Origin of the sequence: Ruegeria aquimaris (assembly GCF_025751555.1) — a bacterium.
GTDB classification, from domain to species: Bacteria; Pseudomonadota; Alphaproteobacteria; order Rhodobacterales; family Rhodobacteraceae; genus Ruegeria_B; species Ruegeria_B aquimaris.
The window spans coordinates 17,537-34,648 of the sequence record NZ_JAOWLB010000023.1 but is presented as its reverse complement, the minus strand read 5'-3'; the positions used below and the strand labels follow the sequence as shown (position 1 = coordinate 34,648).

The 17,112-nt window shown below is 62.2% G+C and carries 13 protein-coding genes and 1 pseudogene; 7 read left to right on the top strand and 7 right to left on the bottom strand.

Features of this window, described 5'->3' with window-relative positions:
- The first annotated feature begins 23 nt into the window (after positions 1–23).
- The 3 genes from OE747_RS21295 (at position 24) to fcl (ending at position 2,726) form a co-directional block, all read left to right on the top strand.
- Positions 24–1,115 carry a LicD family protein gene (locus OE747_RS21295; protein WP_263830481.1) on the top strand — a complete coding sequence of 364 codons (1,092 nt, stop codon included), beginning with the start codon at positions 24–26 and terminating at the stop codon, positions 1,113–1,115.
- 34 nt (positions 1,116–1,149) lie between these two features.
- Complete coding sequence (locus OE747_RS21290) at positions 1,150–1,617, top strand: adenylyltransferase/cytidyltransferase family protein (protein ID WP_263830480.1); 468 nt, start codon at positions 1,150–1,152, stop codon at positions 1,615–1,617.
- Between the two features lie 134 nt (positions 1,618–1,751).
- Positions 1,752–2,726 carry a GDP-L-fucose synthase gene (gene fcl / locus OE747_RS21285; RefSeq protein WP_263830479.1) on the top strand — a complete coding sequence of 325 codons (975 nt, stop codon included), beginning with the start codon at positions 1,752–1,754 and terminating at the stop codon, positions 2,724–2,726.
- A 101-nt stretch (positions 2,727–2,827) separates the two neighbouring features.
- Here the strand turns inward: fcl and OE747_RS21280 are convergent, their stop codons facing one another.
- A complete protein-coding gene (locus tag OE747_RS21280; protein ID WP_404818346.1) occupies positions 2,828–3,712 on the bottom strand; it encodes a glycosyltransferase family 2 protein in 885 nt (294 codons plus the stop codon).
- Positions 3,712–4,383, bottom strand: a complete 672-nt coding sequence (locus OE747_RS21275) for a dTDP-4-dehydrorhamnose 3,5-epimerase family protein (RefSeq protein WP_263830478.1) — start codon at positions 4,381–4,383, stop codon at positions 3,712–3,714. The genes OE747_RS21280 and OE747_RS21275 overlap by 1 nt, the downstream gene beginning before the upstream one ends.
- A gap of 101 nt (positions 4,384–4,484) precedes the next feature.
- Between OE747_RS21275 and OE747_RS21270 the strand changes: the two are divergent.
- A pseudogene (locus tag OE747_RS21270) lies at positions 4,485–4,619 on the top strand (transposase); the annotation flags it as partial.
- 24 nt (positions 4,620–4,643) lie between these two features.
- Here the strand turns inward: OE747_RS21270 and OE747_RS21265 are convergent.
- Genes OE747_RS21265 through OE747_RS21255 form a run of 3 tightly spaced genes read right to left on the bottom strand, consistent with a single transcriptional unit; the run spans position 4,644 to position 8,479 of the window.
- A complete protein-coding gene (locus OE747_RS21265; protein ID WP_263830477.1) occupies positions 4,644–5,573 on the bottom strand; it encodes a glycosyltransferase in 930 nt (309 codons plus the stop codon).
- A gap of 9 nt (positions 5,574–5,582) precedes the next feature.
- A complete protein-coding gene (locus tag OE747_RS21260; protein WP_263830476.1) occupies positions 5,583–6,293 on the bottom strand; it encodes a methyltransferase domain-containing protein in 711 nt (236 codons plus the stop codon).
- The gene (locus tag OE747_RS21255) at positions 6,290–8,479 is read right to left on the bottom strand and encodes a glycoside hydrolase family 99-like domain-containing protein (protein ID WP_263830475.1); all 2,190 of its coding nucleotides are present in this window, start codon (positions 8,477–8,479) and stop codon (positions 6,290–6,292) included. The genes OE747_RS21260 and OE747_RS21255 overlap by 4 nt, the downstream gene beginning before the upstream one ends.
- A gap of 194 nt (positions 8,480–8,673) precedes the next feature.
- Between OE747_RS21255 and OE747_RS21250 the strand changes: the two genes are divergently transcribed.
- Entirely contained in the window at positions 8,674–9,681 is a 1,008-nt protein-coding gene (locus tag OE747_RS21250; RefSeq protein WP_263830474.1) for a sulfotransferase domain-containing protein, read from the top strand.
- A 10-nt stretch (positions 9,682–9,691) separates the two neighbouring features.
- Here OE747_RS21250 and OE747_RS21245 read toward each other — a convergent pair whose 3' ends face one another.
- Positions 9,692–10,489 carry an ABC transporter permease gene (locus tag OE747_RS21245; RefSeq protein WP_263830473.1) on the bottom strand — a complete coding sequence of 266 codons (798 nt, stop codon included), beginning with the start codon at positions 10,487–10,489 and terminating at the stop codon, positions 9,692–9,694.
- A 95-nt stretch (positions 10,490–10,584) separates the two neighbouring features.
- Between OE747_RS21245 and OE747_RS21240 the strand changes: the two genes are divergently transcribed.
- Both OE747_RS21240 and OE747_RS21235 read left to right on the top strand, forming a co-directional pair.
- Positions 10,585–11,796, top strand: coding sequence for a sugar transporter (locus OE747_RS21240; protein ID WP_263830472.1), 1,212 nt, complete (start codon positions 10,585–10,587; stop codon positions 11,794–11,796).
- A gap of 13 nt (positions 11,797–11,809) precedes the next feature.
- Positions 11,810–12,493 carry an ABC transporter ATP-binding protein gene (locus OE747_RS21235; protein ID WP_263830471.1) on the top strand — a complete coding sequence of 228 codons (684 nt, stop codon included), beginning with the start codon at positions 11,810–11,812 and terminating at the stop codon, positions 12,491–12,493.
- Between the two features lie 361 nt (positions 12,494–12,854).
- Here OE747_RS21235 and OE747_RS21230 read toward each other — a convergent pair whose 3' ends face one another.
- The gene (locus OE747_RS21230) at positions 12,855–17,069 is read right to left on the bottom strand and encodes a beta strand repeat-containing protein (protein ID WP_263830470.1); all 4,215 of its coding nucleotides are present in this window, start codon (positions 17,067–17,069) and stop codon (positions 12,855–12,857) included.
- Positions 17,070–17,112: the final 43 nt, after the last annotated feature.

Here is a 17,112-nt window from a genome sequence, read left to right as displayed (position 1 = left end):
GTTGAACAGGAACAGCAGGGTTTATGGAACAGATCACTTTGGACGCGCAGATCGCCTCTCTTTTCATGCCCGAAGAGCGAGGCGTCTTCACATGTGCTGCCGGGTATTCCCACGCGCGATACGAGCAGTATACCGAGTTGTCCCAACATGTTCATGCCCAGATGCTGGGAATCCTTGATGCCTGCAGCGTCGGATATTACCTGTTTGCGGGATCCATGGTCGGCTATGTCCGGAACCGCAAGATGCCCTACTGGATGGATGATCTCGACATCATGATCTTTCCGGACCAGGTGCGGCAGTTCGAGGATGTTGCCCTGCCGGTTCTCAGGGAAACTGGGTTCAACTGCTGGGAGCCCGGACCCTACAAGGGCGGTGGCTTCCACATGTTGTCGATGCAGCAGGGCAACAGCCGCACGCTGTCCATTCCCCTGTCGGACAGTCGGCAGGTCAGTGTGCCCTGGGCCCAGATCGACGTGTTCTATTCCATCGTGGATGACAAGGGATTTATCCGGAACCCCGGAAAATGGGGCCTGTATCACGTCAAGGAGGTTCCGGCCGACTGGGTCCACCCCGGGCGGTTCGTCGAAATCGGTGATCTGCGGGTGCGTGCCTTCTCCAGGCTGGAAGAGGACATTCGCAAAGAATACGGCGATGTCGTCAACAACATCGTCATCTACAGTCACGGTTCCACCTTCCTGCGGGCCAACAACACGCCCTGGCCGAAATTCGAGAGGGAGTTCCTGCGGTTCCTGCAGCAGACATCCTCCTCGCTTCCCGAGGGGATTGAACAGTCCGCGCTTGACGCCTATGCGCCGGATCCGGCCCGGACCTATCGTTGTACCGAGAAACAGAGCTTTTCCTCGATCTGCCGCGGCATTCTGGAGGAACGGGCTGGCACTGTCCGGCTGGCGGATGGGGAACAGACATTCTGGGCGATGGATTTCAAGCGCCTGTTCGGTACCCTGAGGGTGGAAGGTACGGCACATAGCTTGTTGCAGGCGCAGCGCGCCGCGCATTTGCGCGCTTTTGTCGATGCCATGGAATTCACATCGGACGAGGCGTGGGCAGAGCATGACAGGTGCGTCGCCGGATTGCGCCGCGTTCTGGGACATTGATGCAGAATGATTTGATTACTGGAGGTCACGCCACATGAAAACCGTCATTACCTATGGTACGTTCGATCTGTTTCACATTGGCCATGTTCGGTTGCTCAAACGCCTGAGGGCGCTGGGGGACCGGTTGATCGTCGGCTGCTCGACCGACGAGTTCAACGCGCGCAAGGGCAAGAGCGCCATCTACAGCCACGAGGCTCGGGTCGAGATACTGAAGGCCTGCATCCATGTCGACGAGGTGTTCGCTGAGAATACCTGGGAGCAGAAGGCCGATGACATCCGCAGGTTCAAGGCCGACATCTTCGCAATGGGCGATGACTGGGCCGGAAAGTTCGATGCGCTTGGAGAAGAGACGGGATGCCTGGTCACTTATGTGCCACGCACCCCTGACATTTCTACAACAGATGTAAAGGCCATTGTCCGGGGGTTTCGCGCCGAGAAGCTCGACGAGCTTCAGAGAACGCTGGACCATGCCAAGGAGCAGGTGGCCTCTCTTTTGAAATAACAGGGTCGAAGCGGCGTTCATTCTCTTCTTCCCCGGCTCTTCAGCCGGAACTCTGTTCGGTGTAAAGATGGCGGAACCTGCCAGTGTCCTTTGCGACGCGTGACAGGGCCAGCCATTCAAGAAAAGCTGACATCATGCGATACTACATTGCCGGACATCGGGGCATGGTCGGGGGAGCGATCCTGCGTCGTCTGGCGGCGCGGCAGGAGGCGGGCGAGCCGCTTACCCTGCTGACGAGAACCCATGCCGACCTGGACCTGACCGATCAGGTCGCCGTGCGGGATTTCATGCAGACCGAGCGTCCGGACGTGGTGATCCTGGCCGCCGCCAAGGTCGGTGGCATCCATGCCAACAACAGCTATCCGGCCGAGTTCATCTATGAAAATCTGATGATCGAATGCAACGTGATCCACCAGGCCTATGCCGCCGGGGTCACGCGATTGCTGCAACTGGGTTCGTCCTGCATCTATCCGCGCGCGGTGCCGCAGCCGATGCGCGAGGACGCGTTGTTGACGGGGGTGCTGGAGCCCACCAACGAACCCTATGCCGTGGCCAAGATTGCGGGCATCAAGCTGTGCGAGAGCTACAACCGGCAATACGGGGTCGATTACCGCTCGGTGATGCCGACGAATCTTTACGGGCCGGGCGACAATTTTCACCCCGACAATTCCCATGTCCTGCCGGCGCTGATGCGCCGGTTCCACGTGGCCGCGCGGGACGGGCTGGACGAGGTGGTGATCTGGGGCACAGGCACGCCGCGGCGCGAGTTCCTGCATGTGGACGACATGGCCGAGGCAAGCCTCTTTGTACTGAATCTCGATGCCCGGACCTATGGCCGCGAGACCCAGCCGATGCTGAGCCATATCAACGTGGGCTCGGGCGAGGACATCTCGATCCTTGACCTGGCCCGGCTGGTGGCGCGGATCACCGGCTATACCGGGCGCATCGCCACCGACCCGGACAAGCCCGACGGCACCCCGCGCAAGCTGATGGACGTGAGCCGGCTGGCGCGGCTGGGCTGGCGGGCCAGCATCGGTCTGGAGCAGGGGATCGCCGAAACCTACCAGTGGTTCCTGGACCAGCCCGCGCACATGCTGCGCCAGGGCTGAGTTCGTTTCTCACCCCAGCCTGACACCGTATCCTGTCGTCGCCCACGCAAACTGTTCGCGTTCCTCTTCGGCATAGCACCTCTTCACGTCTGCGCCGTTCTCTATCCTCCGCCGGCCTCGAGAGGATTGAAGCTCGAGATCCAGGCGAAGTGATCCTGCAGATTTGCTGTTGAGGCCCGAATTCTTGCGACGAGTCCTGCGGTATCCGCCTCGAGCATCGCGGCGACATGCGCCTGTGGTGGCATCCCCGGTTCAAGATCCAGCTTCAGCGCGCGGGGCCATTGCGGCGAAAACCGCGCCATGGCAGCCATATGGCTCAGGGGTGGCGGCCCCCACGGTTTTTCACCTGGCTTCCAGAGCGCCCGGAAATGCAGACTGGTCGGAGTTCGGGCAAAGGCAATCGAGTTGGGGCCATATTGCTCGATCACGGCTTTCCAGAGTACCCAGTCTCCTGCCCGCTCGGCTGTGGCATCAAATCCGCCAACCGCCAGCAACGCGTCCCGTCGGGCAGCCACGCAATTCGACGGGATCACGTTGCGCTGCGTCATGAACGCGTTTCGCGCCGCAGGCACGGTCAGGTTCACGAAAAACGGAATGATAAAGCCGTCGTCGTCGATCCACAGCGGGCGGCTGTAGGCCCACATCGCCGTCGTGCGCCGGAACAACTGCCGCATGATCTGCAGATGATCGGGAAACATGAGATCATCATGCTGGGCAAAGGCGATAACCTCGCCCCGTGCTTCGTGCAATGCGCGGTTGCGATTCCCATAGCCCGGACCGGGCGCCTTGTCATAACCCAGCCAGCGCAACCGTGGGTCACCGATTGCACGGACGCACGATTCTGTCCCGTCCGTGCAGCCATCACCGACCACCAGAAGCTCGAAATCCGTTTCGGTCTGGGCCAAGACCGAGCCTATGGCATGTCCGACCACGTCCTCCCGCCCGTTGGTGGGCATGAGCACAGTAAAATAGGGGCGCTCCACCATCACCAACCGATCGAGGGATCGAGGCGGTAGGGAATGAGATCGGTATCGAGCGGCAACCGGTACTTGTCCGGGTTTGTGTGGTCATAGGGTTGCGTGGGGAAATTGATCACCCGCAAGTCGCCGGAGCCGATGTTGATGTTTACGTGCCAGACAAAGGTCGGAATGCTGAAGATACGCGGGTTTTCCGGCGACAGTACGATCTTGCTGATCTGACCGCACGTCGGACTGTCTGGCCTGACGTCATAGCAGACGATCTCCATCCGACCATCCAGCAGGAAGTAGCGGTCCTCGTGCTGTTTGTGCAGGCCCCATCCCTTGGCCCGTCCTTGCCGGATCGTGTAGGTATAGGCAAAGCAGACCGGATCCGGATGCCAGTTCCACCGGGTGTCGAACAATTCGGTCACCGTACCGCGGTCGTCCACATGAGTGACAGTCCGATGCTCCCGCGATCCGTACGGAGCCGCGGCCAGTGACGCGCCCTTTTTGGTCACCGTCGCCATATCGCGTTGCGCGGCGGTGAGGGTCTTTTCGAGTAACGAAAGATCGCCTGGCATGCGTGGCCCCAATATTGTTCTTCCGATCGGTATTCCGCCGCGAAAGGCAATGCAATTGACATTCCCCAAGTAGAACGTCCTGCTGTCCATGTTGCCGAGGAACTTGGCGCCGATCAAGCTTCTTGAACATGCCGTGCTTCCCGCCACGAAGCCCCTGACCTGCCACGAGATTTTTCCCCCACCTGGAACGAGAGGCCGACCCAGGGAAGGGACGGACCATGAAGCGAACGCGATACAGCGAAGAACAGATCATCAGAATCCTGGCCGAGCATGAGGCCGGAGCGAAGTGCATCGACCTGTGCCGCAAGCACGGCATGCCGGAGGGCACATTCTATGCCTGGAAGGCAAAGTATAGCGTGTAGCCCTGTCCGGCCGGGTCAGATCTTGCCCAGTATTGCTGCCAGCCAGAGCGTGGCCTGGTTCACATGCCCCTTGCGATGCAGCCCGGTGGCGCGCAGCATTGCCAACCGCTTATGCAAGGGGCCGTGACGGGCTTCGTCGAACCGACTCAGGATCTGGCAGGCCTCTGGTGTCAGCAGATCGCGCGTGGCCATGAGCGCGGCGACGTTCAGGTCGTTCCAGCCCCGGTAGGTGCCGCGCAGCATTGCCTTGAAACGGCGCAGCTTGGAGTCGAAGCCGGTATTGGCACCGATCTGGTTGTGGTGATGCTGCCGGTAGAGGATATGCGGTGTCTCGCCCAGCAGGATTGTCCCACCGGCGCCGGACACCATCTGGTAGAGCCACCAGTCATGCACCGCTGCGTCCCGGATCCGGGGCAGGGCGCTCTGGATCAGGTCAATGCCGGCCCGGTTCAGCACCATGGTGTTGCCTCCGGCATAGTTCTGCACCAGCGCATGGCGGAAATCATGCGGCTCGGGCACCGGGCGTGACAACTGCCGCCGGTCACTGTCAGGATCCCATTCCCAACTGCGCGTTCCGACCAGGGCCGGTGTGCCGCTGTGCGGGGACAGGCGCGCGACTGCGTCCTCCAGCTTGCCGGGCAGCCAGATATCGTCTTGGTCGGACAGTGCCACATGGGTGGTGTCCGGCCCGGGCCGGGCCAGCAGCGACAGGAAATTGGCGGTGGGGCCGCGTTGCGGCCCGTCGAACAACTGACAGGTGACGCCCGCCGCGCGGGCGCGTTCGGCAAAGCGGGTGAACACCGCCCGGCTGTCATCGGTCGAGCCGTCATCCGAGGCCAGGATGCAGGTCGGTTTCAGGGTCTGATCCAGGTAGCTGTCGAGTTGCGGTTCCAGCTCCGTACCGCCGTTGCGGATTGCCAGCAGGACCGTGACCTGTGCACTCATTGCCGACCCTCAGCCGATGCGGCGCAGGACGAAAACGTCGCGGAACTCACCCACCGCACCAATGCTGGGATCCTCGGGGATCAGGTGCGTGACGGCGAAATTCGGCTCCCACATCCGGATTAGGCTGCTGAAGTTGCGCCCAAAGCGGAAGGTGACCAGCGCGCCGCCCTCGGTGTCGATCGGGTTGCCGTGATACTCGGGCGGGGCGAGATGCTCGACACCATCCTCGAAATAGATTGCCCGGCGGTCGTTCTCGGCCTGATCGTGATAGACCGGGGTGGTGAAGATCGCGAGCCCGCCGGGCCGCAGGGTACGACACATCTCGCGGATCGCCCGGTCGGGGCGGTTGACATGTTCCATCACGTCCAGGTGGAGGTGGAGGTGGAGGCTTTGATCGGCGAAGGTGAGGGCTTCGAGGTCCTCCGAGCGGAAGCCGTCCCGTGTTTCGCCGCGCGGAACATCGGGGTAGTAGTGCGATCCGATGTAGCCCTTGCACTTCTCGGCCAGACGGCGTGACACGGCGCGTTCGGAAGGGGCACATTCATGGACCTGCATCTCGCGCCACTCGGGGCGGAAGACCTCCAGCGCCCAGGTGAAGATGCGCTCGCGGGGCAGCGAACCGCAGCTGCGGCAAAACAGGTGGTCGCGGAACCAGTTGTCTTTGCTTTCGAACCCCTCAGTGGATCCGCATATGGGGCAGGTGCCGTGAAACTCGATCATAGATTCCGCCTCAGGACATCGAGATTGGCCGACCCGTATTGCTGGGTCGGCTCCAGCATCGCTTTTTCCGCCCATTCGTTCCAGGCGTTGATCATCAACTCTCCCCGGTAGGCATGGGGAATCCGGGTTTTCAGCATTTCCCGCAGCCAGCGTTCGAAGCTGACCGGATTGGCGCCATAGGCCATATGCGCATCACGCCCGCGCCGGGCGGTATTGTCCCAGCTAGGCATGATTCCGGCGATCGTGTGGGCCGGCAGTTTTGACATGTAGCGCGCGGACTGGCTGTTGCGGCGCACCGCGTCATAGTCATAGATCAGACCCGAGAAGGCCGGCATGACACCGGCCTGCATCCGGTTGCCGTCGGGACCGCCGAACAGGTAATCGTCCATCCCCACCAGCCCGTGTGGCGGCATCTCGACCCAGAAGTCGAACAGGTCGGCCTCGACCGGGCTTTCGCCCTCGATATGGAACAGGACCGCGCCCAGTTCGACCTCGCCCACGCCCAGGCGGCGCCAGGTTTCGCGCATTTCCGCCACGGCGGCGGCCGGGTCGGGCATGTCCTCGGGCCGGTAGATGACAAAGCGCGGCCGCATCCCGTCGGGGCGCTGGTAGCGCGGGTCGTTGAAATAGGGGACCAGGCTTTCGGCCAGGCTGGCGGCAAAACCCGGCGCGTAAGATTGCTCCAGCAGGATTTCGCCGCTCATCCCGTCCCAGTTGCGCCGCCAGCTTTCGTTGGCCCAGCACAGGTAGAAGGGGAATGCGATATCGGGCCGCTCCATCAACCGGTCGATGGGCGTTTCCAGGATGCGACGCCCGTCGAACCAGTAATGATAGACACAAAAGGCGTCGATGCCGGCCGCGCGCGCCAGTTCCGCCTGCTGGCCCAGGGTTTCGGTGACGCGCAGGTCATAAAAACCCAGATCCGAGGGCAGGACCGGGTGGGCATGGCCCACGAAATTCGGCTGGGCGCGGGTTGCCGCCATCCATTCGGTGAATCCCTTGCCCCACCAGGCATCGTTCTCGGGGGTTGGGTGGAACTGCGGCAGGTAGAAGGCCGACACGAAGGAGGGGCCGGGCGCGGCCGGTTCCGGCGCGGGCAGGGCCGCCAGCTGCGAAGTTTGCAGGATATGCATGCCCATCGCGTCCGTCATCACCCCCAGCACCCGCTCGATCGCATGCGCCACGGTGCCGTCGGTCTGCCCCAGTTCGAGGTCGAAATTCTCGGTCCCCAGTTGCAGGCCGCGCAGCAGGGTCACGATCTGGGGCTTGAGCCAGTAGATCGAACCGGCCGGGAAGGACAGCCGGTCCTTGTCAACCGGGACCTCGATCCGTTGCAGCAACTCGGTGGTGCGGTTCAGGTTCGAACCCCACCATTGCGGATCGTTGTAATGCTGGCCATCGGCCACCCAGAAGGCGGCATCGGGCTCTGCCACGAAGCGTTCCAGCAGCGCCCGGGTTCCGGCCTCGGGCAGGATCCCGTCGATCAGGTGCCGCCGCCAGGTGTCGCCGTCCTGGCGGTGCGGCGACTTCTTGGTGTGAAACTTGCAGACGGCTTTGTAGCCCGACAGCAGGCCGGCATTGATCAGGTGGAGGAAGGGGAAGATGTCGCGCCCGTGATTGGGCATCGGGACCACGCGGGACCGCGGCCATGCCTCGCGGATCTGCTCGGCCAAGGCCTCGGTCTCGTCGCCCTTGTAGGTGATCGACACGAAGAGATCGAAATCGAAATCCAGCATCTTGAGGCGGGCTTCGAATTCTTCCCACAGGTCATGATAATAGATATGGACCACCACCGCGTAATCGGCGGGGTTCGCCTCGGCACCGCGCAGTTTTGGCAGCGGAATACTCAACCCGCCCCCATCCGAGGGCAGATCCCGGGTCACCCGCTGCTCGTGGCGGCCGGCGCGCAGATAATGATCGAACGGGGCCATGCCGCCCGACCTGATGTCGGGATTGTGCTTGAGATAGGCCTTGGGAGAGAAATCGGGGTTTGGATAAAGGCCGGCGGATTCGCCGAACAGGACATAATGACGTTCGGGAAAGAACCGGAAGATCCAGTGGATCAGCGGGTTCACTTCCAGATAGAACTTGCGGTCGAACAGGCCGCTCCGCTTCATGCGGCGCACATAGAGAAACTGGCGAGGTGACAAGAAGATCAGCCGCAGCGCATGTTTGATTCGAGACAAGTCCGTGCCTGTTCATTTTAGTCCGACATCTGCATGCGCTTAGCAGGTGGGGATATGGGGGTCAAACCCAACCCCGGCACCCTTCGCCATGAATAGGACTGGTCAAATTGCGTACCGGATGTCAATTACGGGTGGGCAAGGCGCAACCGGTTTCGGGCCGATTGCGCATAAAAAGATAGTTTGGCGTTAAAGTGATGAAAAGAAAATTCATTATCCATATCGGCCCGGCCAAGACCGGAACCAGTAGCCTGCAAGAGGTCCTGTTCGAGCATCGCGACACGCTTCTGGTCCATGGATATGACTATCCCGGTTTTGGCCGTCACGCGGAGATGCTGCTTTTGCCGGGGCACCATGGCATCCCTGCCCGCTTGCAGCAGTTCCGCGAAGTACCGCCCGGCGTGATCGAGAATCTAGCCGCGCTACCCGACAACAGGACGGTGATCTTCTCCTCGGAGAACCTTGCGCATATCGGTGCCGAGGGGGTGCGAATCCTGGTCGAGGCGCTTGATCCGGAGGATCTTGAAATCGTCTATTACGCCCGTCGCTGGGATCACCTTTTGCCGTCGGTCTGGCAGGAACTGGTCAAGCATGGCAACAGCCGGACCTATCTGGAGTTTCTCAATCACCAGGTCTCGGCCCCGATGGCAAGCATCTACCTCAATTACCTCAACTGTCTCGAACCCTGGGCCAAGGTGCTTGGTCCCCGGCGCTTGCGTATCTTTTCCTACGACATGATGACTGCCGCTGGGGATGACATCGTCACGCATTTTTGCCGCGAGGTTCTTGGGCTCAAGCTCGATATCTCCGAGGAACGACGGGAGAACCGCCGCCAGACCCCGGAATATACCGAGACATTGCGGCTCTTGAACAAGATGGCCTTTGCCGGACGGACGCCGTCTCCGGCCGTGCGGTTTGCCCTGACCCGCAAGCGGGACGAACTGGCCGACGATCTGGCCGAGATCCAGGCCGGGATGAAGCCCTACCTGCAACAGGCGCGCCCCTACCCGGTCTTTCTTTACGACCATCTGGAGCGGATGTTCCTGAAGACCTTTGGCAACCGGGTCGAGAACCTGTCGAAGGCCGGGCGCCTGCTGGAGGAGCACACCGTCGCCAATACGCCCTATGTCAGCCAGGATTATCTGCTGGAGGCCGGCATGATCGAGCGGTTCCGGGCCTTGCTGAACGCGCTCGGCCCGGTCTGAGGGGGTCTGCTCAGAGGTTCATGGCGTCCCGCAGGTAGCGCCGGATCAAGTGTAGTCCGATCAGGCTCAGCACCATGGAAATTCCGATCACATATGTAACTGAGACGTAGTTCGCTTCGTAGGTCGGATAAATGCCTGCCCGCATCAATCCGACGATATGGACAATCGGATTGAACCAGAGAATATCGCGAAAGGGCTGCGGCACTTGGTCGAACAGGAAAAATATCCCCGATACAATGAACATCGGCCGGTTCAGGATGGCCCAGATCTGGGCATAGGATGGGTAGGCCACGAACAGGTAACAGTTGAAGACACCGATGCTGAGCGCGAACCCGCCTGCGATGACGAGCGCCAGGATCAGTTTGCGGAAATCCATGATTTGGTGCAGATCGTAGATTTCGATGATCCCTGTCAGGATGATCGCGATGACCATCAGATGGGTCAGGAAGTTGAGCAGAAACCGGGCCAGGATAGTATCCAGCGGGGTCACGGCGGGAAACTCCAGCAGCGGCCGCGAATACTGAACCGCCCGTGCGGCGTTGTTGCCCACGTCGACATAGATGTTGAAGACGAGAAAACCCGAGGCATAGAACAGCGGGAAATTCGATCCGATCGGTGGTGATCGCAGGAAGACGGAAAACACCACCGTCATCAGCGCCAGGGCGGCCACCGGTTCGACGATCGCCCAGAGATAGCCCATGATCGACCGGCCATAGGAGGTGGCCATCTCGCGCAGCATCAGCGCCAGGATCGTGCGCGCCGACCGCAGGCGGCGGTTGCGTGGCGTTTTGGCTGGGAGAGCGGTCATCTAAACGTTGTCTTCACGGCGGCAATTGAGCGGTTCTCATGGCCGTCTTAGTGGTATAAGAGGCCGGATACAAAGGTTTTCGGAAAGGTCCCGAATTGACCCAGCCTGCTCCTGCGCCGCAAGCGAAACCGGCCCCGGCCCTTCCGGCCGGGCCGCAAGTGATCGAGGTGCCGCCAATGGCGGGCACCACGCAGTTGCGCCCCCGGCACCGTGGCATCCTTGCCAGTTTCGTGCTGCTGGTGATCGTCCCGGTCGCCGTGACCGCGTGGTACATGTTCTTTGTCGCGGCCGATCAGTACGAGTCGCGCATGGGCTTTGCCGTGCGCGCCGAGGAGACTAAATCCGCGCTCGATGTGCTGGGCGGGCTTGCGGGAATATCCTCGGCCAGTTCGTCGGATACCGATATCCTCTATGAATACATCCAAAGCCAGGAGATGGTCGAACATGTCAACGAGCAGCTGGATCTGCGCACCGTGTTCTCCAGGCCGGAATACGACCCGGTTTTTGCCCTGTCGGCCGATAGCAGCATCGAGGAACTGGTAGAATACTGGCCCAGCATGGTGCGGGTCTATTACGGCTCCAACCGGCTGATCGAGGTGCGCACCTTCGCCTTCACCGCGCAAGAGGCGCACCGCCTGGCGGAACTGGTGTTTCAGGAGGCAAGCCGCAAGATCAACGCGATGAGTGCGATCGCCCGCGATGACGCAACTGGCTATGCGGCCGAAGAACGCGACAAGGCCATTGCCCGTTTGATCGAGGCGCGCAAGGCGCTGACCGCGTTCCGGATCGACAACCAGATCGTCGATCCTGAGGCGGATATCGCCGGGCAGATGGGGCTCTTGAATGCGCTGCAGACCCAGTTGGCCGCCGAGCTGATCGAGCGGGACAAGCTGGCGCAGACCTCTCGCGACAACGACCCGCGCCTGGAGCAAATCGCCCGCACCATCGAGGTGATCGAGAAGCGGATCGGTGAAGAGCGCAAGAAGCTCGGCGTCGGCGGTCAGGGGGCCAGCGAAAGCGGCGACCCCGAGCAGGGTTATGCCGAGGTGGTCGGCAAGTACGAGGAGCTGCAGGTTGATCTGCGCTTTGCCGAACAGACCTATCTGAGCTCGCTGAGCGCCTATGATGCCGCCGTGTCCGAGGCGCAGCGCACCAGCCGGTACCTCACCCCCTATCTGCTGCCGACCATGCCGGAAACCGCAACCGCACCGGATCGGTCGATCCTGACGCTCCTAGTGGCGGGGTTCCTGATGGTGAGCTGGTTCATCCTGCTCTTGATCTATTACAGTCTGCGCGACCGCAGATAGGCGGACCCGAGCGATGATCCGTCTCGAGAACCTCAACAAGGCGTTCCATTTCCGCGGCCAGCAGAAGGTGGTCGCCGACAATCTCAATCTCACCTTTCCATCGGGAGTGTCGGTGGGGCTGCTGGGCCGGAACGGGGCGGGAAAGTCGACCCTGTTGCGGATGATCGCGGGCTCTATCGAGCCAGATTCGGGGCGTATCCGGACCTCGGGAACCATCTCCTGGCCCGTGGGACTGGCGGGCGGGTTCCACCAGGACCTGACCGGGTCGCAGAACGTGCGGTTCATTGCCCGGGTCTATGGGGTGGATACCGAGGAGTTGCTCTACTTCGTCGAAAGTTTTGCCGAACTGGGCATACATTTTCATCAGCCGGTCCGTACCTATTCTTCGGGGATGCGGGCGCGGCTGGGCTTTGGGGTGTCGATGGGCATCCCCTTCGACACCTATCTGGTGGACGAGGTGACCTCGGTGGGCGACGAGAACTTCAGGGTCAAGGCCCAGGCTCTGTTCAAAGAGCGGATGCGCAACGCGGGCGCGATCGTGGTCACCCATGCGCCGCCGATGATGCGGCAGATGTGCGAGGCAGGTGCTGTTCTGGTGGATGGGCGGCTGCATTATTTTGACGATGTGGGCGACGCGATTGCTTATCACTTCGAGGTGATGCGCCAGCAGAACCTCGCGCGGAAATCCCTAGAGTAATCAACCCAAAATCTGAGGCCACAGGAGGATCGCGCCTCGGCGGTGCCGGTCGTGTATGGAACACAGAAGGCGCAGTAGACCACGGAACTTCCGCGCGGAGGTTCTCCATCGAAACGGAGGGCGCTTCTTCATGAGCCATGAGAGTGCCCTCACCACTCTCGGATCCACTCCGATGGGGTAGACACTTCAGCAAGCATGTTAGAGCCTGTTTCCCTCGTGTTGGAAGCCGACAGAACTGTGCGCCGTTGGCAAGAAACAGGAGTGCAATCTTCAAAATGTCACGTGACCACGGGCGGTCTGAAGCCGAGCGTCTGAGCATCGCCAAAGAGCGGTCGGGGGGCGCTTCGCCCCCCGACAAGGGTCAGCTCAAAAGATCGAACACATCCGAGCCGATCTGTAGGTTGATCGCGGATTGCCCTTCGCCATCCACCAGTGCCCACATGATCTGGCCGGTGGGCTTGTAGATGACAAAGGCTTCCTTGACCGCATCGTCGCCGGCGCGCTCGCCTTCGGCATTTTCCGTGTGATTGAAATTCACCTGGAAATCGGCCCGGGTGGCCGATCCGATGCCAAAAAGCAGCACGTCACCTTCGGCGGCCGCGTAATCCTGGACCCAGTCCGACCCGTGGCCCTCGACACCGACATGGAAGAACTTGTCGGCCCCGCTGCCGCCATTGATCCTGTCATGCCCGAAGCCACCGTTGACGAAATCATCCCCCGCGCCGCCATAGACGAGGTCAGAGAAGGAGGAGCCGGTGATCACGTCATCGCCGTCCTGGCCCTGGATCTCGTCGACACCGAAGCCGCCGGCGATGGTGTCGTTGCCGCCCTGGCCATAGACCAGATCGTTGCCATATCCGGCATCGACAGTATCGTCGCCCTCGCCGGCATAGATCACGTCGCGCACGTCATTCTCGGTGTCGCCGCCGATGATCGTGTCATTGCCGTCGCCCCCGTTGAGAATGTCGGCGCCGTCGCCGCCTTCCAGACTGTCATCGCCTTCGAGCGCGACCAGGCGGTCGGCGCCGTCCAGCCCCCGCAATGTGTCGTTGCCGCCATTGCCGGTCAGCACGTCGTTGCCGGGCGTGCCGATCAGGGTCAGGGCCGATCCGGTGATGGTAGAGGTCGCGGTGCTGCTCAGGGTTTCTGCGGTGCCCTGCCCGTCGGTATAGCTGACCCGGACGCGGATGGTGCTGCCCACATCGTCGGGTCCCAGCACATGGCTGTCGCCGGTGGCACCGTCGATCGGGTTGCCATCGCGCAGCCACAGGTAGCTGAAACTGCCCAGCCCGTCAGTATCGCGGATCGTGCCCGTGTTCACGGTCAGCAGGTTGCCCTCGCGGGCCGTGCCCTCGATCACCGGGGAGCCGACAGGCGCATCGTTGACGTTCTCGACTGCCGCGGTTTCGGAACTGGACACGCTTTCTGCGGTGCCGCGCCCGTCGGTATAGCTGACCACGACCGACAGCCGGGCGTCGACATCCTCCTGGGTCAGCATCCGCGCGCTGCTGGTAGCGCCGTCAATCGCAACCCCGTCCCGCAGCCACTGGTACCGAAGGGTGCCCAGCCCGTCGAAATCGGCCAGAGTGGAGGTCTGCGCGGTCAGGGTGGCGTTTTGCCGGGCGGTGCCGCCGATTGTCACTGCGCCGGTTGGCTCATGGTTCACCGGGGTCGGCACCAGGGTGATCGAGGAGCCATCCCCCAGCCTGTGTACCGTGTTGCCATCGCCATCGGTCGAGATCACGATGGCGGCGCGCTCGGCCGCGCTGAGCGCGCTCAGGTCCAACTGGTCGACAGCGCCGTCGAAATCGGTGACCGTGTCCTGACCCATGCCCAGGGTGACGATGAACCTGTCGGCGCCGTCGCCGCCCGACATCCGGTCATTGCCGCTGCCGCCCTTGAGCGTGTCGTCGCCCGCCCCGCCGTGCAGCGTGTCGTTGCCGGTGCCGCCGTCGATGCTGTCATTGCCTTCCAGCGCGGTGATGATATCGGCGCCGCCCAGCCCCGAAATGGTATCGGCGTTCCGGGTGCCACTCAGCGAGTCGCCGCCCCCGGTGGCCGTGGTCGAGGCCGGGATCAGGATCTGGCCGATTCGGGCCACCAGATCCGCCTGGCTCCAGACCTCGCCATCACCGAACACGATCCGCTCGATCGCGCCGGTGGCGCCGATGTCCCGTGTATTGGCCATCACCACCCGGTCGCTGCCGAAATTCAGCACCACCGCCTTGTTGTTGGGGTCGGTCGGGTTGGCCAGCACCACGTTGGCGTTCTCGGACCGGTAACTCATGATATAGACGGTGTCGTCGCCCCCCGCATTGGCGCCCAGGTCGTTGATCGTGTCGATCTTGTCCCCGGCATAGAAGACATAGCTGTCGCCGCCATTGCCGCCCGACAGCACATCGTCGCCGCCGCCGCCAGCCAGCGTGTCGGCGCCCTCAAAGCCCAGCAAGGTGTTGGCCGCGTCCGATCCTTGCAGGAAATCGTTGAAATCCGAGCCGTGAACCTGCTCGACATTGGACACTCGGTCGGTCTCGCCAAACCCGTCCCGCACCGTACCGGCCAGCAGGTCGGCGCTGATCCCCGAGGCCGAGTTGCGGTAGCGGATCAGGTCGCCCGACCCGGCGCCGCCGTCGATCGTGTCGGCGCCGGCCTCGCCCCAGATCTCGTCATTGCCATCGCCGCCCAGGATGCTGTCACTGCCATTGCCGCCCAGCAGGATGTCATTGCCGCCGCCGCCGCTGATCGTGTCATTCCCTTCGAACCCGGACAGCCGGTTGATGATGCCATTGCCGGTCAGGCGGTCGCCCAGGTCCGAACCGTGCACGTTCTCGACGTTCAGGATCGTGTCGGTGCCGCCCAGCCCGTCAGAGCCGCTGCCGGTCTCCAGGTTGATGGTCACTGCCGCCGTGGCATCGCGATATTGCACCAGATCGCCCGCGCCTGCGCCGCCATCCAGCGTGTCATTGCCCGCATTGCCCCAGATCTCGTCATCATTGCCGCCGCCGATGACATGGTCATTGCCCAGCCCGCCCAGCAGGATGTCATTGCCGAAACCGCCATCCAGGGTATCGTCGCCTTCCAGGCCTTCGAGCCGGTTGCTGACCGCGTTGCCGGTGAAATTGTCGTTGCTGCCCGAGCCGAACGCATCCTCGATGTTGATCAGCCGGTCGGTATCCCCGTAACCGTCGGTGGCGGTCCCCGTCGCCAGGTTCAGCACCACGCCAGCCGTCCCGCCCCCCAGCGTGTCATCGCTGTAATGCACGCTGTCGGTGCCATCCCGGCCGTCGATCGTGTCATTGCCACCCAGGCCCCAGAACCGGTTGTTGCCGGCGCTTCCGACCAGCCGATCGCCAAAACCGGTGGCGCGGATATCATGGATATTGATCAGGGTATCGGTATCGCCGAACGTATCCGTCGCGGTGCCGGCGCCCAGGTCGACCACCACGCCGCGGTTGCCGAATTCCTGCCGTCCCAGCTCATGGTTGAAGGATCCGACCGTGACCTCGTCATCGTAGATGACAGTATTGCCGCTGCCGCCGCCGCCGTCGATCGTGTCGTTGCCGCGGTTGCCGCTCAGCCATTCGAGGTAGTCGTGACGCGTGTTGCCGCCGATCAGGTGATCGTCATACGAGGTGCCGTTGACCTCGAGAAAGAACAGCGCGGCGGAAAAATCGACCCGCATCCCGGTGGCGGTGGCGATGCCGGTGGCGAGGTTCACGGTGACGCCGCTGTCATTGTCAAAGACCAGGTGATGGGCATAACGGGTGCCCGTGGCACCGGTGCCCGTGATCACCTTGTTGCCATGCCCTTCGATCACCACGGTATCGCGGGCATCGACCTGGGTGGTCCCGACAACGACCTGATCGTCGCCGTCTCCGGTAAAGATCAGGTTGTTGCCGTCGCGGCCATCGATGAAGTCATCGCCGCCGCCGCCGAACAGGCGGTCGCCATCGACATTTGTTCCCAGCAGGATGTCGTTGCGGTCGGTTCCGACCACATATTCGATCGAGGTGAGCGTGTCGGTATTGCCAAACGTATCGGTCGCCGTGCCTGCCAGCAGATCGACGCGCACGCCACTGCTGCCGGATTCCATCGAATAGGCCACGATGTCGTTGCCGCTGCCGCCGATCAGCGAGTCACGTCCCGCCCCGCCCACCAGCGTGTCATTGCCGCCGCCCCCGTCTATCCTGTCATTGCCGGTGCGCCCGGACAGCAGGTCGCCGGCGCTGTTGCGCCCGGTCAGCACGTCGTTATGGCTGGTGCCATAGACCCGCTCGATCCCGATCAGCCGGTCGCTGTTGCCATGGGTGTCGGTCGCCTCGCCGGTTTCGAGGTTGACATTGACCCCGTTCGCACCGGTTTCGCGGTAATAGAGAACCTCGTCGGTTCCGGCGCCGCCATCGAGCGTATCGTTGCCTTCGCGTCCGACCAGGAAATCATTGCCAGCCCCCCCGGAGAGCAGATCGTTTCCCGCCAGACCGGTCAGCGTGTCATTACCGCCCAGACCGTTGAGGATATCGTCATTGTTGGTGCCGAGAAGATCATTGTTACCATTGTCACCGTTGAACGTTGCCATGTGTATCCTCAATCAATGTCGGTTTCGGGTTTCCGGCAGTCTA